The sequence below is a fragment of the Nocardia sp. JCM 34519.1 genome (genome assembly GCF_020361265.1).
Taxonomy (GTDB): domain Bacteria; phylum Actinomycetota; class Actinomycetes; order Mycobacteriales; family Mycobacteriaceae; genus Nocardia; species Nocardia arthritidis_A.
Map to the genome: position 1 here is coordinate 1,319,664 of NZ_JAIRBR010000001.1, position 22,412 is coordinate 1,342,075.

23 protein-coding genes and 1 pseudogene are annotated in these 22,412 nt (G+C 66.1%); 6 read left to right on the forward strand and 18 right to left on the reverse strand.

The genetic code is table 11. The features are described 5' to 3' along the window. Positions 1-12: 12 nt before the first annotated feature. The 4 genes and pseudogenes from mftF to mftA form a co-directional block, all read right to left on the reverse strand. Positions 13-1,413 carry a mycofactocin biosynthesis glycosyltransferase MftF gene (gene mftF, locus LGY53_RS06170; RefSeq protein WP_225725623.1) on the reverse strand — a complete coding sequence of 467 codons (1,401 nt, stop codon included), beginning with the start codon at positions 1,411-1,413 and terminating at the stop codon, positions 13-15. 198 nt (positions 1,414-1,611) lie between these two features. Continuing rightward, positions 1,612-2,868 carry a mycofactocin radical SAM maturase gene (gene mftC, locus LGY53_RS06175; RefSeq protein ID WP_374111131.1) on the reverse strand — a complete coding sequence of 419 codons (1,257 nt, stop codon included), beginning with the start codon at positions 2,866-2,868 and terminating at the stop codon, positions 1,612-1,614. A gap of 51 nt (positions 2,869-2,919) precedes the next feature. Further along, positions 2,920-3,114, reverse strand: a pseudogene (mftB, locus tag LGY53_RS44370) (mycofactocin biosynthesis chaperone MftB); the annotation flags it as partial. A 1-nt stretch (position 3,115) separates the two neighbouring features. Continuing rightward, positions 3,116-3,223, reverse strand: a complete 108-nt coding sequence (mftA, locus tag LGY53_RS06180) for a mycofactocin precursor MftA (RefSeq protein ID WP_167478109.1) — start codon at positions 3,221-3,223, stop codon at positions 3,116-3,118. A gap of 324 nt (positions 3,224-3,547) precedes the next feature. Here mftA and mftR2 point away from each other — a divergent pair, with 324 nt between their 5' ends. Further along, entirely contained in the window at positions 3,548-4,186 is a 639-nt protein-coding gene (mftR2, locus tag LGY53_RS06185; protein WP_167478110.1) for a mycofactocin system transcriptional regulator MftR2, read from the forward strand. 68 nt (positions 4,187-4,254) lie between these two features. Next, on the forward strand, positions 4,255-5,313 hold the full coding sequence (locus tag LGY53_RS06190) for a ferredoxin--NADP reductase (protein WP_225725625.1): 1,059 nt from the start codon (positions 4,255-4,257) through the stop codon (positions 5,311-5,313). On the opposite strand, the gene LGY53_RS06195 is transcribed toward LGY53_RS06190, so the two are convergent. Genes LGY53_RS06195 through LGY53_RS06205 form a run of 3 tightly spaced genes read right to left on the reverse strand, consistent with a single transcriptional unit; the run spans position 5,310 to position 8,067 of the window. After that, positions 5,310-6,050 (reverse strand): DNA alkylation repair protein, encoded by a 741-nt coding sequence (locus LGY53_RS06195; RefSeq protein ID WP_225725626.1) that lies wholly within the window; start codon positions 6,048-6,050, stop codon positions 5,310-5,312. The two genes, LGY53_RS06190 and LGY53_RS06195, sit on opposite strands and share 4 nt — an antisense overlap. Further along, entirely contained in the window at positions 6,047-6,808 is a 762-nt protein-coding gene (locus tag LGY53_RS06200; RefSeq protein ID WP_167478113.1) for a glutamate racemase, read from the reverse strand. The genes LGY53_RS06195 and LGY53_RS06200 overlap by 4 nt, the downstream gene beginning before the upstream one ends. 47 nt (positions 6,809-6,855) lie before the next feature. Continuing rightward, positions 6,856-8,067: an FAD-dependent oxidoreductase gene (locus LGY53_RS06205; protein ID WP_225725627.1), complete on the reverse strand. Its 1,212-nt coding sequence runs from the start codon at positions 8,065-8,067 to the stop codon at positions 6,856-6,858. Between the two features lie 197 nt (positions 8,068-8,264). Here LGY53_RS06205 and LGY53_RS06210 point away from each other — a divergent pair, with 197 nt between their 5' ends. The 3 genes from LGY53_RS06210 to LGY53_RS06220 all read left to right on the forward strand — a co-directional run bounded on the left by LGY53_RS06210 (position 8,265) and on the right by LGY53_RS06220 (position 10,251). After that, positions 8,265-8,624: an SPW repeat protein gene (locus LGY53_RS06210; protein ID WP_225725628.1), complete on the forward strand. Its 360-nt coding sequence runs from the start codon at positions 8,265-8,267 to the stop codon at positions 8,622-8,624. A gap of 5 nt (positions 8,625-8,629) precedes the next feature. After that, on the forward strand, positions 8,630-9,271 hold the full coding sequence (locus LGY53_RS06215) for a TetR/AcrR family transcriptional regulator (RefSeq protein ID WP_225725629.1): 642 nt from the start codon (positions 8,630-8,632) through the stop codon (positions 9,269-9,271). 98 nt (positions 9,272-9,369) lie between these two features. Beyond that, positions 9,370-10,251 carry a hypothetical protein gene (locus LGY53_RS06220; RefSeq protein WP_225725630.1) on the forward strand — a complete coding sequence of 294 codons (882 nt, stop codon included), beginning with the start codon at positions 9,370-9,372 and terminating at the stop codon, positions 10,249-10,251. Here LGY53_RS06220 and LGY53_RS06225 read toward each other — a convergent pair. Continuing rightward, the gene (locus tag LGY53_RS06225; RefSeq protein WP_225725631.1) at positions 10,248-11,063 is read right to left on the reverse strand and encodes an alpha/beta fold hydrolase; all 816 of its coding nucleotides are present in this window, start codon (positions 11,061-11,063) and stop codon (positions 10,248-10,250) included. The two genes, LGY53_RS06220 and LGY53_RS06225, sit on opposite strands and share 4 nt — an antisense overlap. A gap of 145 nt (positions 11,064-11,208) precedes the next feature. Between LGY53_RS06225 and LGY53_RS06230 the strand changes: the two genes are divergently transcribed. Then, on the forward strand, positions 11,209-11,823 hold the full coding sequence (locus LGY53_RS06230; protein WP_225725632.1) for a DUF4232 domain-containing protein: 615 nt from the start codon (positions 11,209-11,211) through the stop codon (positions 11,821-11,823). 71 nt (positions 11,824-11,894) lie between these two features. Here the strand turns inward: LGY53_RS06230 and fusA (LGY53_RS06235) are convergent, their stop codons facing one another. From fusA (LGY53_RS06235) to LGY53_RS06280, 10 genes are all read right to left on the reverse strand, one after another. Beyond that, a complete protein-coding gene (gene fusA, locus LGY53_RS06235) occupies positions 11,895-13,991 on the reverse strand; it encodes an elongation factor G (RefSeq protein ID WP_225725633.1) in 2,097 nt (698 codons plus the stop codon). A gap of 259 nt (positions 13,992-14,250) precedes the next feature. Continuing rightward, positions 14,251-15,441 carry an elongation factor Tu gene (gene tuf / locus LGY53_RS06240; protein WP_167478120.1) on the reverse strand — a complete coding sequence of 397 codons (1,191 nt, stop codon included), beginning with the start codon at positions 15,439-15,441 and terminating at the stop codon, positions 14,251-14,253. Between the two features lie 142 nt (positions 15,442-15,583). After that, positions 15,584-15,874, reverse strand: coding sequence for a hypothetical protein (locus tag LGY53_RS06245; protein WP_225725634.1), 291 nt, complete (start codon positions 15,872-15,874; stop codon positions 15,584-15,586). Between the two features lie 59 nt (positions 15,875-15,933). Further along, positions 15,934-16,416 carry a hypothetical protein gene (locus tag LGY53_RS06250; RefSeq protein ID WP_225725635.1) on the reverse strand — a complete coding sequence of 161 codons (483 nt, stop codon included), beginning with the start codon at positions 16,414-16,416 and terminating at the stop codon, positions 15,934-15,936. A 106-nt stretch (positions 16,417-16,522) separates the two neighbouring features. Beyond that, entirely contained in the window at positions 16,523-17,713 is a 1,191-nt protein-coding gene (gene tuf, locus LGY53_RS06255; RefSeq protein ID WP_225725636.1) for an elongation factor Tu, read from the reverse strand. Positions 17,714-17,829: 116 nt separating this feature from the next. Continuing rightward, a complete protein-coding gene (fusA, locus tag LGY53_RS06260) occupies positions 17,830-19,932 on the reverse strand; it encodes an elongation factor G (RefSeq protein WP_167478126.1) in 2,103 nt (700 codons plus the stop codon). Positions 19,933-20,082: 150 nt separating this feature from the next. Continuing rightward, complete coding sequence (rpsG, locus tag LGY53_RS06265; RefSeq protein WP_167478127.1) at positions 20,083-20,553, reverse strand: 30S ribosomal protein S7; 471 nt, start codon at positions 20,551-20,553, stop codon at positions 20,083-20,085. Position 20,554: 1 nt separating this feature from the next. After that, the gene (gene rpsL / locus LGY53_RS06270; protein WP_014353064.1) at positions 20,555-20,929 is read right to left on the reverse strand and encodes a 30S ribosomal protein S12; all 375 of its coding nucleotides are present in this window, start codon (positions 20,927-20,929) and stop codon (positions 20,555-20,557) included. Between the two features lie 270 nt (positions 20,930-21,199). Continuing rightward, a complete protein-coding gene (locus LGY53_RS06275) occupies positions 21,200-21,754 on the reverse strand; it encodes a DUF3558 domain-containing protein (RefSeq protein ID WP_225725637.1) in 555 nt (184 codons plus the stop codon). A gap of 11 nt (positions 21,755-21,765) precedes the next feature. Next, entirely contained in the window at positions 21,766-22,290 is a 525-nt protein-coding gene (locus LGY53_RS06280; protein ID WP_225725638.1) for a DUF3558 domain-containing protein, read from the reverse strand. Between the last annotated feature and the right edge of the window lie 122 nt (positions 22,291-22,412).

Genomic DNA, 22,412 nt, shown 5'->3' on the forward strand with positions numbered 1-22,412 from the left:
CGGACCGGGCGATCAGTGTGGCGGCGCGGTGGGTTTCAGCGCCTCGACGCTGCGCGCGCGGAACGCGCCGAGCCACAGCCCGGCGCCGTAGGCGAGATCGTCGAGCCGCTTGTAGGCCACATAGCGCACCGGATCGAGTCCGCCCGCATCGCGGTGGGTGAACCAATCGGCCAGTCCGTCCGCGATGGCCATGGTCACCGCGATCCGGCGAATCCGCTTGGACGCCAACATCGCCAACAGGGTGACCGGCCAGTAGTGCCTGCACATCGCCGAGGCCAGCCGCCACAGTCCGGCGAAGAATCCGCGGGAGAGGTAGATGGCCGCGATCCGGGTCGAATTGTCGACGCCGGTGAACACCCTGCGTAGTCGGATCAGCGCGGTGGCCAGTGTCAGCAGCCCGCCGAACATCCCCCACTTGGTCAGCGTGCCGAACAGCACGGTGGCGAGCACCGTCCAGGACGGCACCTGCAGCGGCGACACCATACCCTTATGCCGTTCGCCGAGCGGGGCGGCGCCGGTGCCGTAGAACAGCTTTCGGCCGAACCAGGCGCGGAACGACACCCGGTGGTCGTGCGCGACGTGCGCGGCCGGTTCGTAGCGCAGCCGCCAGCCCGCCTGCTCCAGCCGCCAGCACAGGTCGACATCCTCGGCCACCCGCATGGATTCGTCGAAGCCACCCTCGCCGAGCAGCACCCGTCGACGCACCAGCAGCGCCGCGCTCGGCACGTACGAGACCAGCCCGCGGGACTGCACCGCCGCCTCGCGCCTGCCGAGGTCGAGCGACGACCTGGTGTGCTCGTAGCGCGCCAGCGTATTCGACTCGGGGTCGAGCGCGACGATGCGCGGCGCGACCAGTGCGACCTCCGGATCGCTGAAGTGGCCGAGCATCACCTCGAGCCAACCGCTGCGCGGCACCACATCGGAGTCGAGAAATGCGACGAACTCGGTTGTCGCCGCCCGCAATCCGGCATTGCGCGCCGCCGCGGGCCCCTGCCTGCGGTCGTGCCGCAGCACGGTGACCCGGCAGCGGGTGCCCCGGTTACGCGGGATGCGGACCGGCTGATCCGAGCCGTCGTCGACGACGATCACATTGTGGCCGCGCAGCGCCGCGAGCAGCCGGGCGAGCCCGTCCGCGTTGTTGTACAGCGGCACAATGACGGTCACGTCCTCCGGCGACGGCAACAGCCGGGGCCGCGGATTGGCGACCCCGGAGTCGAGCAGCCTTCTGGCAACGACGGCGGACTTCGGACCGGTCACCTCCAGGTACCCGTCGCCGATCATCTCGGCGGCCTCCGGGGCAAGTCGCAGCAACCTCGCGGGCGAACCCCCGATGAGGATCCGCCCTCCGGAGTATGCGCGTACCCGTGGATCGATCCGCACCCCGAATCCGTCGGGCAGGCGATCATTGCGCATTCCTGGCATGCTAGGCGGAGATTCGCGCGCAGGCATCATCGGCCCGGTAAAAAGGACAGAAATCCACCCGAAACCCGTGGCCCGCGTCCGCAATCCCGCGCGATCGCATATGCCGAACGGTCGCCAGCGAACCGAAACCACTCTCTGGCAACCATTCAGCTATCACGAATCGGCACATCCTCGGCTATCGCTTCACCCCTACGCCAGCGGGCTTTCCGCGCAGGCCCGCGACGGTCGGCGAACCGACAGCGTCAACGGGACCGGGCCGCGGGACTCGCGCCGCGCCGCGCTCGGACGCGAATGATCGACCGCCGGACGCGGAATGGTGCGCCCGCCATCGGCGAGCGCCGCCGCGCCGTAACCCTGAACGCACTCCGGATCGGGTCCGTCGGCGGGCAGCCCGGTGAAGAATTTGGCCGCCATACAACCGCCGCGGCAGGCGTCGTAGTGCGCGCAGCCGGAGCAGGCCCCGCCGCCGCTCGGCACGCGCAGTTCGGCGAACAGCTCCGAATCCGCCCACACCCGCCCGAAACCGCCGTCCGCCAGCACATTCCCGGCCCGGAACCGGTCGTGGATGGCGAACGGGCAGGCGTACACATCGCCGACCGGATCCACCAGGCACACCACCCGGCCCGCACCGCACATATTCAGCCCCGGCAGCGCCTCACCGTACGCGGACAGATGGAAGAACGAATCGCCGGTGAGCACCCCTTCGCCGTTTCGCAGCAGCCACTCGTAGAGTTCGCGCTGCTGCTCGGCGGTCGGATGCAGTTCGTCCCACACGTCCGCACCGCGGCCCGATGGCCGAAGGCGCGTCAAACGCAGTGTGGCGCCATATCTTTCGGCTATCGCGCGGAATTCGTCGAGCTGGGGGATATTGTGCCGTGTCGCGACGACGGAGAGCTTGGCGTCCCGAAAGCCCGCCGACGCGAGGTTTTCCAGTGCGCGAATGGCCATCTCGTACGAACCGGGGCCGCGCACCGCATCGTTCACCTCGGCATCCGCGCCGTCCAGCGAAATCTGTACGTCCACATAGTCGCTCGCGGCGAGCCGCGTGGCCACCTGCGGGGTGATGCGAACACCGTTGGTGGAGAACTTGACTCCGACGTCGTGCGCGGTCGCGTAGTCGACCAGCTCCCAGAAGTCCTGGCGCACGGTGGGTTCGCCGCCGCCGATGTTCACATAGAACACCTGCATCCGCTGGAATTCGTCGATCAGCGCCTTGCACTGCTCGGTGCTCAGCTCGCGCGGATCGCGCCGTCCCGATGCGGAAAGGCAGTGCACGCAGGACAGATTGCAGGCGTAGGTGAGTTCCCAGGTGAGGCAGATCGGTGCGGCCAAACCGGTTTCGAATTTGTCGATCAGGCGGGTGCCGCGCGCCGGTTGCGCGGTCCTGCTGCTCGGAATATTCGAAACAGACTGTGCGACAACCTCTTTCCCATCACCGACCAGCATGTCGGATTCGGCCAGCTGCGCGAGCGCCCGCAGATACGGACCCGCCGCGTCATCGGCGATACCCGCGGCCCGGATCGCGGCGGACGCCGAGGCGTGCTCGGGCAACGAGCGGACGATCTCGACGATCCGCGGGCTCTTCAGGAAGGAGAGCTTGCGGGTGCCGAAATGGTAGAGCAGCGCACCGAACGGCTCGGGGCGCAGCGCCACCCGGGGATGCAGCCGCCATCGAGTTTCGACGTCGAGCATGTCAGTAGACGCCGCACATGCCGTCGATGGACACCTCTTCGATCAGCGTCTCCTCGATCAGGTCGGCGTCATCGACCTCGCCGGCGGCGGGGAATGCGTACTGCGACATGGCAACCTCCGAGTCAGGCGTTCGCGACTACCCGATGTAGTCCCGATCACACGATAACGTCATCGACTGACGAAATGGAACGGGTTCTACCCGAATTCCCGCCGCCGACAACCCGCCGGACCGGTCGGCCGCCCGTCGCGGTGGTATGCGCACCGCCCCGGCACGCGCGGTCGGCGCTCTAGACTTCCGGATGTAAAGCAGCTGAACAGAACGTGACGGGTGATCAGCACCCGCGTGGTAGAGGTGGCATGGGAATCGGACGGATGCGGGCGAGTGGGGGCGACAATGCCCAGCGGTACGAGGGTCGGACCCGGAGGCGGAAGCTTGCGTAACCACGGCGGGACCGGGGGTACCGCGAATCAAACACTGTCGGAATCCGAGATCGTCGAGGCGGCGCTGCGGGTGGTCCGCGAGGATGGCGTGGAGAAATTGTCGATGCGGCGACTCTCCCGCGAACTGGGCGTCTCACCCATGGCGCCCTACTACTACGTCGCCGACAAACGCGAGTTGCTCGACCTCGTCGCCAGCGCCGCGCTCACCGGAGTGCGCACACCACCACCGGAATCCGGCCCGTGGCAGCAGCGCCTGCGCGACCTCGTCGACCAGATCGATGAGAAGTTGCGCAAACATCCCGGCCTCGGCGATGTGCTGATCGAGCAGATGCTCGGCAAACAGCTGGATTTGATCGCGGCGGTGATGGAGATACTCTTCGACGCGGGCTTCAACGACCGCAATGTGCTCGCCGCGTACGCGACGATCCATACCTACCTGTTCGGCCGCAGCCGGGTGAACCCGCGCGACCGTTCGGCGCCCGCCGATGTCACCCTCCCCGACTCGGTGGCACGCGCCACCAAATACATTGCGGACCTGCGCGGAAAGTATTCGTACGACTTCGGCATGGACGTACTCGTCGCGGGCCTGGAGGCCCAGCTTGTCCGTCAGCCGAAGGCAGACGTACGATAAAACTGAAACACGTTCTAGTTTTGCTTCGAGGGGCGCACCCGGCGGGGCGCCCTATTCGAGAGGACGATATGACGACAGCATCGGAGCTTCCGCACGGCTCGCGCTCGGCCGTACTGCGGGTGGCCGCGGTCATCGCCGAAACACCCGACACCTGTTCGCTGGTCTTCGACGTGCCCGACGAGCTGTCCGTCAAATTCGCCTACCAGCCCGGCCAATTCCTCACCCTGCGCATCCCGAGCGAGCTGACCGGCTCGGTGGCGCGCTGCTATTCGCTGGCCAGCTCCCCGTTCACCGATGACCGGCCCAAGGTCACCGTCAAGCGCACCGTCGACGGCTACGGCTCGAACTGGTTGTGCGACAACGTGAAAGCCGGCGATCAGCTCGAAGTGCTGCCGCCCTCAGGGGTTTTCACGCCCAAGGACCTGGACGCCGATCTGCTGCTGTTCGGCGCGGGCAGCGGAATCACGCCGGTGATGTCCATCCTCAAATCCGCGCTGGCCCGAGGCAACGGCCGAATCGTGCTGGTATACGCCAATCGTGACGCCGAATCGGTCATCTTCGCCACCGAACTGCGCGAGCTGGCCGACAAGAATCCGCAGCGGCTCACCGTAATTCACTGGCTGGAGCCGCTGCAGGGCCTGCCGACCGCCGACGGACTCGCCACCCTGGTGACGCCGTACACGGATTTCGAGGCGTTCATGTGCGGGCCCAAACCGTTCATGGACCGCGTGCACGACGCACTGTCCCGGCTCGGCGTCCCGCGGGCGCGCACCCACGCCGAAATCTTCAATTCCCTTGCCGGAGACCCGTTCACCGACGCCGAGCCGGTCGAGGTGAGCGAGCAGGACGCGGCCGACGCCGCCACCGTCGAGGTGGAACTCGACGGTGAGGTGCACGAGCTGAAGTGGCCGCGCAAGCAGACGTTGGTCGACATCATGCTGGCCAAGGGCATCGACGTGCCCTACTCCTGCCAGGAGGGCGAGTGCGGCTCCTGCGCGTGCACGGTGCTGGAGGGCAAGGTCGAGATGGACAACTCCGAAATCCTGGACCCGGAGGATATCGAGAACGGCTACATCCTCGGCTGCCAGGCACATCCGGTAACCGAGCGCCTGCGCATCCAGTTCTAGCGCGAACGGTAGTCGGCGCGAGTTTCGGCATCCAAATGCTCTGTGGCATAACTCAATGCGGTGCGGCCCAGCTTCGCGGCATTGGCGTCGAGGAAGCCGGTGAGCAGGGTTCGATCGATCCGCTTGCCCACCTCGCGCAGCATCCAGCCCAGCGCCTTCTGGATCAGGTCGCGGCGGTCGTCGAGCAGTAGCTCGCACAGCGCGAAGGTGGTCGACGCATCGCCCGCTTTGATGAACGCGAAGGTGGACAGCAGCGCGACCCGCCGCTCCCACAGTGAATCCGATTGGGCCAGTTCGAAAAGCAGATCGCGAGGCCGGTCGAGCAGCCATGGCCCGATGATGTTCTCGGCCGAAACGTCCACCAGATCCCAGTTGTTCACCCGGCCGCGACGCACGGCGGCCAGATACCGGTCGACGATTCTGCGCTGCTCGACCTCGTCGGGAACGCGTCCAGACGCCCGCGCGAACCGTCCGTTGAGCAGCACCAGCCCGGCCAGCCGCTCCTCGTGCACCGGGCTGTCCAACAGTAGGTCGATCTCGTCGAGCGGAAGGGCCGCAAAGCGTTTCGCGATCGAACGAGTCACCGGGACCCGCACGCCGATGAAGACATCGCCCGCACCGTATTCACCGGGCCCGGTCTTGAAAAAGCGCTGTAGCGCAATGGCATCGGCCGGATCGGCGACCTCGGCCAGCGCCGCCCGCACCTGCTGCGCCGTCGGAGCGCCGGACCGGGTCACGCCTGCGCGCCGAGAATCCGTCCGGGCTCGAAGGCGGCAGCGCTGCTTGGCAATTCGCCGGGGCGACCGCTGTTGAAGACGAGCACCCCGCCGTTGCCGGTGGTCGGGCGGCCGAGTGCGTCCATGCGCCGAATGGTCTGCGCCGCAACGGCTTGCGCACTGTCGAAGAGCCGGACCGCATCGGGCAGCGCACCGACGATAGCGTCGAGCATCAACGGATAGTGGGTGCAGCCGAGCACCACCCCGTCCACGTCGGCGGGTGTCTGCTCGGCGGCGAGCCGGATCGCGTCCCGCGCGGCGGCCAGATCGCCCGCGTCGATCGCCTCGGCCAGACCCGGGCACGCGACGCCGACCACCTTCGCCTCACCGGCGAATCGGGCGATCAGATCGGCCTGGTACCGGCTCGCGGTGGTGGCCACCGTCGCCCACACGGCCACCGAGGCGCACACCGCCGCGGCCGGTTTGATCGCGGGCACCGTACCGATCACCGGGATATCCGGACCGACCTCGGCGCGCACCTGCTCGAGCGCGGTGACGCTGGCGGTATTACATGGCAGCACGATGACCTCGGCGCCCAATTCGATCGAACGATGCGCGGTGCCGACCACCCGATCGATCGTCCACTGCTCCGGTTTCGGTCCCCACGGCATACCGTCGGGATCCAGTTGCAGCAGCAGATCCACATCGGGACGCAACTTGCGCAACCATGCCGCCGTCGGCAGCATGCCGAGACCCGAATCGATGAGCGCGACGATCACACGACCACCGTATTACAGTGCGGCGATCGATCCCACACGGATCTGCGTCACTGGCTCGGCGCGAGCATCTCGTCGATCGCCGTACCGGCCGCGACGTTGGCCCGCGCCTTCATCACCTGCGGTGTCATACCCGCGCCGACCACACCGGTCAGATGTCCGTGCTGGGCGTAGTAGGCCAGGAAGCGTTTGCCGTCGTCGGCGACGATATGCACGTCATCGGACGCCGACGGCGTACCGAGTGCTTGGATCTTCACGTCGTACTGGTCGCTCCAGAAATACGGCACCCGCGCCGCGGTCGGCGGTTCGGTGCCGAGCAGCGCGCAGGCCACCAGCCTGGCCTGTTCGCCCGCATTGGTCCAATGCTCGACCCGTTTGCGAATTCCGGTGTCGTGCAACCACGCCGCGACATCGCCGACCGCCCACACCCCGTCGACCGAGGTACGGCCGACCTCGTCGGCGAGCACGCCGCCGCCGTCCGCCGGATCGGCGAGCGCGATACCGGAACCGGCCAGCCATTCGGTCATCGGACGCGAACCGATACCGATCACCACCAGGTTCGTCTGCACCTCGGCGCCGTCGGACAGCCGCGCGGCGCTGACCCGTTCCGCACTGTCGGCGACGAAGGTGTCCAACCCGATCCCGCAGCGCAGATCGACACCTGCGGCCACATGCAGGCGCGCCACCAGCGCGCCGACCTCGGCGCCGAGCACGCCCGCCAGCGGTACCGGTTGCGGTTCCACCAGAACGACATCGAGTCCGCTCGCCCGGAAACTCGCCGCGAGCTCGCAGCCGATGAATCCGGCGCCGACCACGAGCGCCCTACTGACACCGGCCAATTCGGCACGCAGCGCACTCGCGTCGGCATGCCCGCGCAGTACGTGCACGCCGCCGAGGTCCGGCAGCCCGGGTAACCGGCGCGGGCGCAGGCCGGTCGCGATGATCAGCTGGTCGTAGGCCAGCGATCCGCCGTCGGCCAGTTCGACCCGGCGCGCCTCGGTATCCACACCGACCGCCGCGGCGTCCAGGCGCAACTCGATCCGCTTCTCGGCGAAGAACGCCGCGGGCCGCAACGTGGTGTCGTCGGTTTCGCCGCGCACGAATTGTTTGGACAGCGGCGGCCGGTCGTACGGCAGCCGCGCCTCGTCACCCACCAGGACGAGCCGGCCCGCGTATCCGGCCCGCCGCAACTCCTCCGCGGTACGAAGTCCGGCGAGCCCGGCGCCGACGATCACGATCGGGGCTTTTTCGGAAGGCGACACGAACTCACCCTAACGTCTGCTTGGTTGAACCCGACAGTGGTGGCGGTCACATGCCAGCGATCATGACATGCCGCGTCACCGCCCGTAGCCGCCCCCGTGAATTTGACGCATCAATCGTATCCATCCAGATATTGATCGGGCGGTCAATCAGGTTTATACCGGAAACAGGACATAATCCGAGGCCCAAGGAGGCACATATGTTCACCGATAGCCGCGCACAGCACTTCCTGGTAACCGTGCTTGGCGTGATCACCGCACTGTCCCCGATCTGGGTGACGCACAGCGACAAGACGATGTGGTCGCTGATCGTGCTCGGCGTGCTCATCGCGCTCACCGGTCTGGTGCAGATGTACCGGTCCGTCGGCGCGCTCGGCGATTACGCGCTCGGCGTATTCGGCGTGCTGCTGTTCATCTCGCCATGGGTAATGGCCTTCGCGAGCGACCACAAGGGCGCATCCTGGACGGCATGGGTAGTCGGAGTGGTGACGGTGGTGGCCGCGCTGGCGGCGCTGCCGATGGTGTCGGGTCGCCTGGACAAGATGGTGCCGCATCACTGATGCAGATGCCGATACCCAGAAGGCCCGGGAAATCGGGCCGGGCGGGGCGCCGCCGTTCCGCGAAGGTGGACGGCGACGCCCGTCAGCTCATCCTGGACGCGGCCGAGAAGCTGTTCGCCGCACAGGGTTTCGACGCCACCGCGACCGCGGCCATCGCGGCCGCCGCCGAGGTGCCGAAGGGCCTTGTCTTCTATTACTTTCCGACCAAGGATTCGATCCTGTCCGCGCTGATGGCCGAGCGGGTGCCCGCCGCGCCGATCGATGACATCGGCACCGTTGTGGCACCGGGCGATCCGGCCGCCAGCCTGGTGAACCTGGACGCCGCGCTCAACCTGCGCGATCACCACTCCTCGGTGCTGCGGGTGATCATGTGGCGCGAGGCCGACACCCATCCGGACGTGCGGCGTCAACTGCGCAGGCTGCGCGATCAACTGCTCGACGTCACGGCGCGGGTGCTACAGGCCAGCGCGCCGGATCCGGTGCGCCCCGGCACCATTCGGGCCTGCGCGGCCGCCTGGGTCTCCGCGATGTTCGCGATCGCGAGCACCGATCGCCTGCACGCGCTCGACGGGGTTCCGATGCCGACGGCGGAGGAGATCTTGAACGTCGCGCAGGTGGTCGCCGCGGGGATGACGCACCTCGGCTGAGCTGGTCTTTCGACCAAAAGTTATCAACACCCCCGGAGTTGTCCCCAATCGGCGATCGGGTGGTTGTCGCGGTGCCTGCGGCGGCCGAGGATCGCGATATGGATGCACCGCAACTGATCTCGCGCAACCCGGCGCGGCCGTCGGGCTCGCGAAATCCACCGCGTCCGGACGACGCGTCCACCGACCGCACTCCGGAATGTCGGTATCTGCGGCACGTGCGCGTGATCGCCGAACTCATGCCCACCGGCGCCGCCGCAAGCCATGCCTCGGCGGCGATGCTGCACCGGTTGCCCGTCCGGGCGCCCCGGTTCGATCGCGTCCATCTCACCCGCAAGACCAGCAACGGAGGATGTATGGGCGGCCAGATCGTCATGCACTCGGCCGAATTCGCCCCGGACGAGGTCACGATCGTCAACGGCATCCGGGTCACCACCCCGCCGCGCACGGTCATCGATATCGCCAGATGGGAGGGATTCGAGCAGGCCGTCATCGTCGGCGACGCGGCACTGCACCGCGGCCTGACCACAGCCGATGAACTCCGCGAGCATCTGCGCCGGGCCGAACACCGGCCCGGCTATCGCAAAGCGGCGCAGGTGATTTCGTTCCTCGACGGCCGCAGCGAATGTGTGGGCGAATCGCGCAGCCGGGTCGCGATGCACCGCGCGGGCCTGCCCGCACCCGAGCTGCAGGCCTTCGTCCTCACCGAGGCGGGCGAGCCGGTCGGCCCGGTCGACTTCCTCTTCGACGACCTCGGCGTCATCGGCGAATTCGATCGAAAAGGCCACAGCCACAACGGTTTACCGCAGCCTGCGGCCACCGGCCATGTCACCGATGCCGAACTGCGCACTATGGGCTGGTCGGTGGTCCGCTGGACCTGGGACGACCTGGACGATCCCGACGAACTGCCGCAGCTGCTGCGCACGGCCGCCACCACCGCCGGACCGCGCCGCGGTTCGTGGCGGGCGACACCGCGCCACTAGTGGGTCAGGAATTCGATGACATCAGAGGTGAAACGCGCATGTTTGAGCACACCCGTATGCGTCGCGTCGGGATAGATGGTCAAGCGCGAGTTGGGAATTCCATCCGCCGTGCGACGGAAATTCTCCGTCGGATAGTAGGCGTCGCGCTCTCCACCGATCACCAAGGTCGGCGCGGCTATCTTGCCGAGCCGATCGCCGATGTCGAAATCGTCCTCGGCCCGGGCGAAGGCCAGCGTATCGGCCGGATTCAGCGGCCGCACAAGCGGATCGAGCAGCCACATGGCGGCGGTGGCGACCCGGCTCAGCGCGGGCGAGGAGAACACCGCGTCGGACAGCAGGTGCAGCGCGCGGCGGCCCTCATAGGCCGCCCGCGCATACCGCATCTGCGAGGCGCGGGCCGCCTCCTCCAACCGGTAGCCGGACGACACCACCACCAGCTTGCGCACCTCGGCCGGATGGTCCGCGGCCAACTGCAGACCCACCGAACCGCCCGAGGACATGCCGATCACATCGACCGGGCCGCCGAATTCGGCGGCCAGCGCCTCGGCGTGCTGCCCGGCGATATCACGCATGGTGGTGCCCTCGGCCATCCGCGGCGCGCGATTCACCGCGTACACCCGGAAATGCCGGGCCAGCGGCGCCAGCATCCTGATCTCCGCCTCGCGCATCCAGCCGCGCGGATTGGCGTGATCGGGGGTGAACCAGCGCAGGAAAACCAGCGGCCGCCCCGCACCGAGCGCCAGATACGGCAACCCGTGCTTCAACGCGCCGGTACTGACCCCAAGCTCGGCGGCGAGGGGAGACTTGCCCATGGTTCCTCCGAATTCTCCGATGGGTACTGCGCAGCTCACGACCCGGCCCGGGACCGGTTGCTACACGTTAATCGGCGCCCTCCGCGGTCGGTAAAGGGCCACCGACTCCCCGCCGGGTATCGCCGATTTGCTCTACCCTGGCGTCATGCGCCCCGCAGCTGTCGCGATCCTCGCGGCTGTCCTACCGCTGGCGGCATGTGGCTCATCGACCACCTCCCCATCGAGTGGGCCGCCGACCACACCCACCGCGACGAACCTGCCTGCCACGGGTGGGCCATCGGTGACCATCACCAATCCCACCCCGTCCACCATCCCGGTGAACCCGACCTCATCCGATGTACCCGCCTGTGCGACAAGCGATCTCACGGTGACGGCCGGTCGCGGATCGGGAGCGGCCGGGCATATCTACACGCAGCTGGTGTTCACGAATTCGGGCAAGGCCGCCTGCACCCTCTTCGGCTATCCGGGCGTCTCGCTGGCCACCGGATCGCCGCCCGCGACGATCGGCCCCGGTGCGGAACGGGATACCAACAGCGGCAGCCCGCAATTGGTCACCCTCGCCCCCGGCGCCGCCGCCGAAACCACCGTCCGCTACGCGCAGGCGGGCAACTTCGACTGCACGCGCACCCCCGCCCAGTTCCTGCTGATCTACCCGCCCAACCAAACCGCGTCCACCACAGTGCCTTTCAACGCGGACGCCTGCACGAACCCGCCGATCGCCCTACTCCAGGTCGGCTTCGTGAAGCCGAGCGGCCAGTAGCCGTTCGACGGCCGCCGAACCGGAACCCGGTCGGTACCAAACCCTTTCGGCTCGATACCGACCGGGCGGATTCAGCTCGCCTTGCCGATGATCGTCCGCTGGACCTCGGCCGGAACCGCGGCGTAGGAGTCGAACACCATTGTGTAGCTCGCCCGGCCCTGCGTCCTGGACCGCAGATCACCGATATAGCCGAACATCTCGGCCAGCGGGACCAGCGCCTCGACGACGCGGGCGCCCGCACGTTCGGTCATGGCGTGGATCTGGCCGCGGCGGGCACTCAGATCACCCATCACCTCACCGAGGTAGCGCTCCGGCGTCACCACCTCGACCCGCATGATCGGTTCCAGCAGTACGGGATTCGCCTTCGTCATCGCATCGCGGACCGCGTGCGCCGCCGCGGTCCGGAACGCGAGATCGGACGAATCCTTCACGTGCGCGGCGCCATCGAGCAACACCACCCGAAGATTAACCACCGGATAGCCTGCCAGCACGCCGCTCTGCATGGCGTCCTGTGCGCCCGCGTCGACCGCGGGGAGGTACTCCCGCGGCACCCGTCCGCCGGACACCCGGCTCTCGAACTCGTAGATCGCGCCATCGTCGCCGACGAACGGCTCCACCGCGAGCACCACCTTGGCGAACTGCCCCGAACCACCGTGTTGCTTGCGCAGGGTGAATTCGAGCCGTCGCACCGGACGGGTGATGGTCTCGCGGTAGGCCACCCGCGGCTTACCGACATTGGCGGCGACATCGAATTCGCGACGCAGCCGATCCACCATGATCTCGAGCATGAGCTCGCCCATACCGCCGATCACGGTCTGACCGGTCTCCGGATCCTGCCGCACCGAGAACGTCGGATCCTCCTCGGCCAGCAGCCGGATCGCGGTGCCGAGCTTGTCCTGATCGGAGCGGGTCCTCGGCTCGATCGCGACCTCGATCACCGGTTCGGGGAAGGTCATGGCCTCCAGCACGATCTGATGCTGCGGATCGCACAGGGTGTCACCGGTCGTGGTGTCCTTCAGGCCGATCGCGGCACAGATATGCCCGGCCCGCACCTCCTCGATCGGGTACTCCTTGTTCGAGTGCATCTGAAACAGCTTGCCCAGCCGCTCCTTTCGCCCCTTGGTCGAGTTGAGAACCGCCGAACCCGATGCCGCGCATCCGGAGTACACCCGCAAATAGGTGAGCTTGCCGAAGAACGGATGCACCGCGACCTTGAAGGCCAGCGCCGCGAACGGTTCCGCCGCGCTCGCCGCGCGATGCACCACGGTCTCCTCCTGCCCCGGCAGGTGACCGTAGGCGCCGCCGCCGTCCAAAGGCGAAGGCAGATAGTCGATTATCGCGTCGAGCAGAGGCTGAACACCCTTGTTCTTGAACGCCGAACCGCACAGCACCGGATAGCCCGCCGACGCGACGGTCACCCGGCGCACCGCGGCCTTCAACTCCGCGACCGACGGGGCCACACCGGCGACGAATGTCTCCAGCAGCGGCTCGTCCAATGTCGCGACCAGTTCGACCAGCGCCTCGCGATACCGTTCGGCCCGCGCACGCAACCCGTCCGGAATCGGCGCCACCCGATAGCGGATGCCATGGCCGGTGTCGCCGTCCCAGATCTTCGCCGTCATCTCGATCAGGTCGACAATGCCGGTGAAAGTGTCCTCCGCACCGATCGGCAGTTGCAGCACAAGCGGTTTCGCACCCAACCGCTCCTCGATCGACCGCACCGTGCCGAAGAAATCCGCGCCGAGCTTGTCCATCTTGTTCACGAAACAGATGCGCGGCACGTCGTACCGGTCCGCCTGCCGCCACACCTGCTCCGACTGCGGCTCCACCCCCTCCTTGCCGTCGAATACCGCGACCGCACCGTCGAGCACCCGCAGCGACCGCTCCACCTCCACGGTGAAATCGACATGCCCGGGTGTGTCGATGATGTTGATCTGGTGGTTGTTCCAGAAACAGGTGGTCGCGGCCGAGGCGATGGTGATGCCGTGCTCCTGCTCCTGCGGCATCCGATCCATTACGGCGGTGCCGTCGTGCACCTCACCGATCTTGTAGGTGACGCCGGTGTAGAACAGGATCCGCTCGGTGGTTGTCGTCTTACCGGCATCGATATGCGCCATAATCCCGATATCGCGTACCAGGCTCAGGTCGGCCAGCATTGCGCGCGTCATGAGAAATCCACTCCAGCAACGAGTTCCGTCGATTACGACACTCGCCGAGCTGTTGCGTCCCGCCGACGGCACGAGCATCATGCGCGGCGCGAGCGGCGCCGCCGATGCCCTATCGGTGAGACCGCTTCTTACCGCGCTCGCGGATGTGCTGGAAACATGCCCCCATGTCTACCGACTACCAGCCGACTTGTCGACCGAATATCGGAAATACGCGAAAGATCAAACGGCGCCGGGTATTTCGCCGCAGCGCCGTTCGGCCTCATTTCAGAATCTTGGTGACCCGTCCCGCGCCGACGGTGCGCCCGCCCTCACGAATCGCGAAACGCAAACCCTCCTCCATCGCGATCGGCTGGATCAGCTGGACGGTCATCTGGGTATTGTCGCCGGGCATCACCATCTCGGTATCCTTCGGCAACGTCACCACACCGGTCACATCGGTTGTCCGGAAGTAGAACTGCGGACGGTAATTATTGAAGAACGGGGTATGCCTGCCGCCCTCATCCTTGGACAGGATGTACACCTGACCCTCGAATTCGGTGTGCGGCGTAATGGATCCCGGCTTCACCACCACCTGGCCACGCTCCACATCCTCCCGTCGGATACCGCGCAGCAGCAGGCCGACGGCATCGCCCGCCTGCCCCTGATCCAGCAGCTTGTGGAACATCTCGATCCCGGTGACATGCGTCTTCATCCGCTTTTCCCGCATGCCGACGATCTCCACCTCCTCGTTCACCTTGATCACCCCGCGCTCGACGCGGCCGGTGACCACGGTGCCGCGGCCGGTGATGGTGACGACGTCCTCGATCGGCATCAGGAAGGGTTTATCCGTCTCGCGCTCCGGCTCCGGAATCGATTCGTCGACGGCGTCCAGCAGTTGCTCGATCGACCGGATCCAGTCCGGATCCCCTTCCAGCGCTTTGAGTCCCGAGACCCGCACCACGGGAGCGTCCTCGTCGAACTCCTGCGCGGCCAGCAGCTCCCGCACCTCCAGTTCGACCAGTTCCAGGATCTCCTCGTCGTCCACCATGTCGGCCTTGTTCAACGCGACCAGGATGTAGGGCACGCCGACCTGGCGGGCGAGCAACACATGTTCCCGGGTCTGCGGCATCGGGCCGTCGGTGGCCGCCACCACCAGAATCGCGCCGTCCATCTGTGCGGCGCCGGTGATCATATTCTTCACGTAATCGGCATGCCCCGGCGCATCGACGTGCGCGTAATGTCTACGGGCCGTTTGATATTCGACATGCGCGATATTGATCGTGATGCCGCGTGCCTTTTCCTCCGGCGCCTTATCGATCGCGTCGAATGGGGACATCGCATTGAGATTCGGATACTTCTCCGCCAGAACCTTGGTGATTGCCGCGGTCAACGTCGTCTTGCCGTGGTCAACATGACCGATGGTGCCGATGTTGACGTGAGGCTTCGTCCGATCGAACTTCGCCTTCGCCACAGTGCAGCCCCTCCCTGGACTCGCCGGAATATCTGTAGCGAGGGCCCCAGCGGATTCGGGCACCCAACGGAACCCTCACAGCGACCATAACCCCCAAACCCCCCGCCTACCCCCACTTTTCAAACCTCCCCACCCCGGATCGCTAATCGGTAATTTTTGGATGGCCCGTTCCGGCATGAACAATCCACACTGTCCGCTGCACATCGTCGATCAAGTACCAGATGCGGCCGCCACCGGTCACCTCGTATTGCCACTGTTCGAGGGTGTTGCCCTTCCAAACCATCGAGGCCAGCTGTCCTTTGAGCCGGTGCTGGCGATCCGGATTCGTCGTCGCCCTCGGCGACGCGCGGATGGCGTCATAGGCCCGACGCAGATTGCCCGGCGCCTGCTTTGCCAGATGCTCCCAGCCGGCGCAGGAATCGGTTGTCGCCAAACGGATTTCGAATTCATCTCCAATCGCGGGCGGAGCGGCCCGGTCCCCTCGCTTCGGACTCATCGATCCAGGTCCCCCGATTCCGGAATAGGGGCGGGTCCGAAATCTCCCTCGGGTTCACGGCTGAGCAACTCCCGAAGCGCCGGGTCGGCATAGACCTCGGCACTGTGCCGCCACTGCGCCAGCAGGGTAGCGACCGGAGCCAGGTTCTCCAGTGCAGCCGCACCCTGTGTCACCGCAACCAATTCGGTAAGGAACAGTTCGAAATCATCCGCCGGAAGAAAAGTCACCCATGGAACCGCATCGGGCAGCGCCTCGCGCACTCCATCCATGCCGAATCGCCGCACGATACTGGCGAGCAGCCGCGCCGTGAAATCGACGACGACACCCTCCGCATCAAGTTGCTCCACCCGCATCAGCGCTAGATCGCCGGCATCCCGCCGGCGCAGCCGCAGCGCCCGAACGCGATCCAGCAGCCCAGCGGTAACAGCAGGCCGGTGCAGTAGATCGCTGAACGGAACAACATCGTAGGCAAAGCTCATAACATCCACACTACCTTGGATGTCCGCCCAGTCGGTACCCCTCCCGAAACGCGAAACAGCGCCGCCCCTTTCGGAGCGACGCCGTTCAGCTCAGTGATTCAGCGAATCACTTGATGATCTTCGTGACGCGACCGGCGCCGACGGTGCGGCCACCCTCACGGATCGCGAAGCGCAGGCCCTCTTCCATGGCGACCGGCTGGATGAGCTTGACGCTCATCTCGGTGTTGTCGCCCGGCATGACCATCTCGGTGCCCTCGGGGAGGGTAACGACACCGGTCACGTCGGTGGTGCGGAAGTAGAACTGCGGGCGGTAGTTGTTGAAGAACGGGGTGTGGCGGCCGCCCTCGTCCTTCGACAGGATGTACGCCTGGCCCTCGAACTCGGTGTGCGGGGTGTTGGTGCCCGGCTCGATGACGACCTGGCCGCGCTCCACATCCTCGCGCTTGATACCACGAACCAGCAGACCGACGTTGTCGCCCGCCTGGCCCTGGTCGAGCAGCTTGCGGAACATCTCGATACCGGTGACCGTGGTCTTGGTCGCGGTCGGGCGGATGCCGACGATCTCGACTTCCTCGTTCACGTTGATCACGCCGCGCTCGACACGACCGGTGACGACGGTGCCACGACCGGTGATCGTGAACACGTCCTCGACCGGCATCAGGAACGGCTTGTCGGTCTCACGCACCGGGTCCGGGATGGACTCGTCGACGGCGTTCATGAGCTCGAGCACCGACTCGGTCCACTTCGGGTCGCCCTCGAGCGCCTTCAGACCGGAGACGCGGACGACCGGAGCCTCCTCGTCGAACTCCTGGGCGGCCAGCAGCTCGCGGACCTCCATCTCGACGAGCTCGAGGATTTCCTCGTCGTCGACCATGTCGGCCTTGTTCAGCGCGACCAGGATGTAGGGCACGCCGACCTGGCGGGCCAGCAGCACGTGCTCGCGGGTCTGCGGCATCGGGCCGTCGGTCGCCGCGACCACGAGGATGGCGCCGTCCATCTGCGCCGCACCGGTGATCATGTTCTTGATGTAGTCGGCGTGACCCGGAGCATCGACGTGCGCGTAGTGGCGCTTCTCGGTCTGGTACTCGACGTGGGAGATGTTGATCGTGATACCACGAGCCTTCTCTTCCGGCGCCTTGTCGATCTGGTCGAACGCGAAGGCCGCGTTCAGGTCCGGGTACTTGTCAGCCAGCACCTTGGTGATCGCTGCGGTCAGCGTGGTCTTGCCGTGGTCGACGTGACCGATGGTGCCGATGTTGACGTGCGGCTTCGTCCGCTCGAACTTCGCCTTCGCCACTTGTTGTCCTCCTGGACTTGTTGGTGCGTGCAGTTGCAGCAGTGCGATTTTTATTTACGGGGGGTCGTGCAGACTCCCGGCTATTGAGGCAAGTGTGACATCTTGCCTCAATTGAATTACTCGCCGGTCGCCTTGGCGATGATCTCCTTCGACACGTTGGCCGGAACCTCCGCGTACGAGTCGAACACCATGGAGAAGTTCGCCCGGCCCTGGGTCTTCGACCGCAGGTCACCGATGTAACCGAACATCTCCGAGAGCGGAACCAGCGCCTTGACGACACGGGCACCACTGCGTTCCTCCATGGCCTGGATCTGACCACGGCGGGAGTTCAGGTCGCCGATCACTTCGCCCATGTAGTCCTCGGGCGTGGTGACCTCGACGGCCATGAGCGGCTCGAGGATCACCGGACCGGCCTTGCGGGCCGCTTCCTTGAGGGCCTGTGCACCCGCGATCTTGAACGCCATTTCCGAGGAGTCGACCTCGTGGTAGGCGCCGTCGAGCAGGGCGGCCTTCAGGTTGACCAGCGGGTAACCGGCGAGGACACCGTACTGCATGGCGTCCTGGATGCCCGCGTCGACCGAAGGGATGTACTCCCTCGGCACGCGACCGCCGGTGACCTTGTTCTCGAACTCGTAGGTCGCGCCGTCCTCGCCCTTGAACGGTTCCAGGGCGATGATGACGCGCGCGAACTGGCCCGAGCCACCCGTCTGCTTCTTGTGGGTGTACTCGTGCTTCTCGACCGCCTTGGTGATGGTCTCGCGATACGCGACCTGCGGCTTGCCGATGTTGGCCTCGACCTTGAACTCGCGCTTCATCCGGTCGACGTAGATGTCGAGCTGGAGCTCGCCCATGCCACCGATGACGGTCTGGCCGGTCTCCTGATCCAGCTTCACGTTGAAGGTGGGGTCCTCCTCCGCGAACTTCTGGATGGCGGTGCCCAGCTTCTCCTGGTCGGCCTTGGTCTTCGGCTCGATCGCGACCTCGATGACCGGGTCCGGGAAGGTCATGGACTCCAGCACGATCTGGTTGTTCGGATCGCACAGGGTGTCACCGGTGGTGGTGTCCTTCAGGCCGATGACCGCGTAGATGTGGCCGGCCTGCGCCTCGGTGACCGGGTTCTCCTTGTTGGAGTGCATCTGGAACAGCTTGCCCAGCCGCTCCTTACGCCCCTTGGTGGAGTTGATGACCTGGGCGCCGGAGTCGACCTTGCCCGAGTACACGCGAACGTAGGTCAGCTTGCCGAAGAACGGGTGCGTCGCGACCTTGAACGCGAGCGCCGCGAAGGGCTCGGAAATGCTCGCGTCGCGGTGGATGATCTCGTCTTCCTTGCCCGGCACGTGGCCGTCGGCGCCGCCGTCGTCCAGCGGGGTCGGCAGGTAGTCGATCACGGCGTCGAGCATGGGCTGCACGCCCTTGTTCTTGAACGCCGAACCGCACAGCACCGGGTAGAGCTCGGAGTTGACGGTCATCTTGCGGATGGCGCCCTTGATCTCCTCGATCGAGAGCTCCTCGCCGCCGAAGAACTTCTCCAGCAGCGCCTCATCCGATTCGGCGACGGTCTCCAGCAGTTCCTGGCGGTACTGCTCGGCCCGCTCCTTCAGATCGGCCGGGATCTCGACGACTTCGTACTGCTCGCCGAGCTTGGTCTCGCCCCGCCAGACCTTGGCATTCATCTCGACCAGGTCGACGATGCCCTCGAAGGTGTCCTCCGCACCGATCGGCAGCTGGATGACCAGCGGCTTGGCGCCGAGGCGATCCTTGATGGTCTGCACGGTGAAGTAGAAGTCGGCGCCCAGCTTGTCCATCTTGTTGACGAAGCAGATGCGCGGGACGTCGTACTTGTCGGCCTGCCGCCAGACCTGCTCGGACTGCGGCTCGACACCTTCCTTGCCGTCGAAGACGGCGACGGCACCATCGAGCACGCGCAGCGAACGCTCCACCTCGACGGTGAAGTCGACGTGCCCGGGGGTGTCGATGATGTTGATCTGGTTGTCATTCCAGTAGCAGGTGGTCGCGGCCGACGTGATCGTGATACCGCGTTCCTGCTCCTGCGCCATCCAGTCCATGGTGGCCGCGCCGTCATGGACCTCACCGATCTTGTAGGTGATGCCGGTGTAGAAGAGGATGCGTTCGGTTGTCGTGGTCTTACCGGCATCGATGTGGGCCATGATGCCGATGTTGCGGACCTTGTTCAGGTCGGTGAGCACGTCCTGTGCCACGGAAATCTTCCCGTCTCGTAGCTAGTTGCGATCTTCGGGTACGAGACCCGGTGTCCGGGTCATCACTATGTCAACGCCGGAAGTGGCACCGCAGTGCCACACCGACTGACTGCCTGCCGGCGCCGACGTGAGTGACGGGCCGGACGGCAATCACCAGCGGTAGTGCGCGAAGGCCCGGTTCGACTCGGCCATCTTGTGGGTGTCCTCGCGACGCTTCACCGAAGCGCCGAGGCCGTTGCTGGCGTCCAGCAGTTCGTTCGCCAGACGCTCGACCATGGTCTTTTCCCGACGGGCGCGGGCGAAGTTGACCAGCCAGCGCAGCGCAAGGGTGTTGGCGCGGCCCGGCCGAACCTCGACCGGAACCTGGTAGGTGGCGCCACCGACGCGGCGGGGCTTCACCTCGAGGGAGGGCTTGACGTTGTCCAGCGCACGCTTGAGCGTCACGACCGGGTCGGTGCCGGTCTTCTCGCGCGCCTGCTCCATCGCGCCGTAGACGATGCGCTCTGCGGTCGACTTCTTGCCGTCGAGCAGGATCTTGTTGACCAGCTGGGTGACCAGCGGCGACCCGTAGACCGGGTCGTTGATCAACGGACGTTTGGGTGCGGGGCCCTTGCGCGGCATATCAGCTCTTCTCCTTCTTGGCGCCGTAGCGGCTGCGGGCCTGCTTGCGGTTCTTCACACCCTGGGTGTCGAGCGAGCCACGGATGATCTTGTAGCGCACACCGGGGAGGTCCTTCACACGACCGCCACGCACGAGCACCATCGAGTGCTCCTGCAGGTTGTGGCCTTCGCCCGGGATGTAAGCCGTGACCTCGACCGCGCTGGTCAGGCGAACACGCGCGACCTTACGCAGCGCGGAGTTCGGCTTCTTCGGGGTCGTGGTGTACACGCGGGTGCACACGCCACGACGCTGCGGGCTCCCCTTCAGGGCCGCAGTCTTGGTCTTGGCGACCTTGTCGCGGCGACCCTTGCGGACCAGCTGGTTGATGGTTGGCATAGACCGGCTTTCCTTATTAGTTAACGCGGTGTCTGGAACTTCATGTCTTTGTCATCGAGCGTTGGCTCGCACGTCCGTCCACGTTTCTCGCGTCCCGAGGTCGGGCGTGTCGTACGAGAAACATAGCCCTTTTCTGGGCATGCCGGAGAGGTCAGCCGCTCTCGCTGGCCTACATTTCCGCACGAACTTGCCCGCATGCTTCCGGGCACAGCGATCCACGATACCCGTGGCCACGACGGAGGGTCAAAGCGGGGGTGCTGCGATACCGGCTCACCTGGCCAGATTCAGGGTCAGCTCGGTGAGCTTGCGCGCGGCGGCACACGGGTCGGGGTGCGCGGAGCCCGCGCGATAGTTGATCCACCAGCCGACGATGCCGGTATCCGGCGCGGCGGCGCTGATCCCACACGAATCCGGATCGTTGGGCCGCAGCGTCTGCAACCCGAGACTCTCGCCGAAGTTGACGTTCGTGGTGCTGTAGCCGAGCCGGTCGTTGTTGGCCTTCTCATTGGTGAGCGAACCGAGCTCGTACCAGTTCAGCGTCGCCATGGCGTTGCCGCCCGGCGCGCCCTGCACCTCCCACATGCACACCGCGCCGTAGAAGGTCGGCTGGGCGTAGGAGCCCTTGCCGCCGACGATATCGCCGATCTGATCCATGGCCACCGCATCGCATTCGCGCAACAGCTTGTCGAATTTGGTGTTCACCGAATCGCTCGACCCCGCGGCCTGGGGATTCCCATTGATGGTCCGGCCGCAGCCGCCCACCGAGACCGCGACCGTCAACAATGCGGCCGCGACGAGGGCACAGCGCTTCCCGCGCATCATCATCAAGTTCTCCCCTACTGCAACCGCTGCACGGTCAACTCGGCCAGCTTGTGCATCCGATCGCACGGATTCGGCCCCTGGGAAATGCCATACGACATGGACCATTCGAAGAAGTCGTCGCCGAGCTGCACCGCGAGATCGCACACCTGGCCGCCGGGAGCGAGCGACTGGAACCCCTTGTGCCCGATGACGTCGATCGTCTGCGGATTCCTGCCCTGGGTGGAAACCCAGGCACGCTCCCGATCGATCGGACTGCCCCGGTACGACGCGAAGGTGACGCTGGGCGAATCGAGTCCGGCGGACTGCCAGTTGCAACCGACCGAATTCCGGCGCACCTGGGAGATCTGCAACAGCCCCGCCGCGGCCCGCACCTCGTCATCGGTCACATGGCCGCATTCGCCGACGAACGGACCGAGCGCCGCCACCTTCCGCGGCGGCCGGACCGGACCGTTCGACGAGTCGGAGTTCCCACCCGATCCGCACGCCGACAGCATCAATGTCAGGGCAAGACCGGTGACAATCGCCGACGGAATCCGCATGCCGTGAACTCTACTGTGTTGAATCGCGCCGCCTCCGGCGTCGCAGTTCGCGGCCCCGGGGAGTCTCGCGTCTCAGCGGTCGAGACTCGCGCCTGCGGCGCATGCGCTTCGACCGCTGAGAC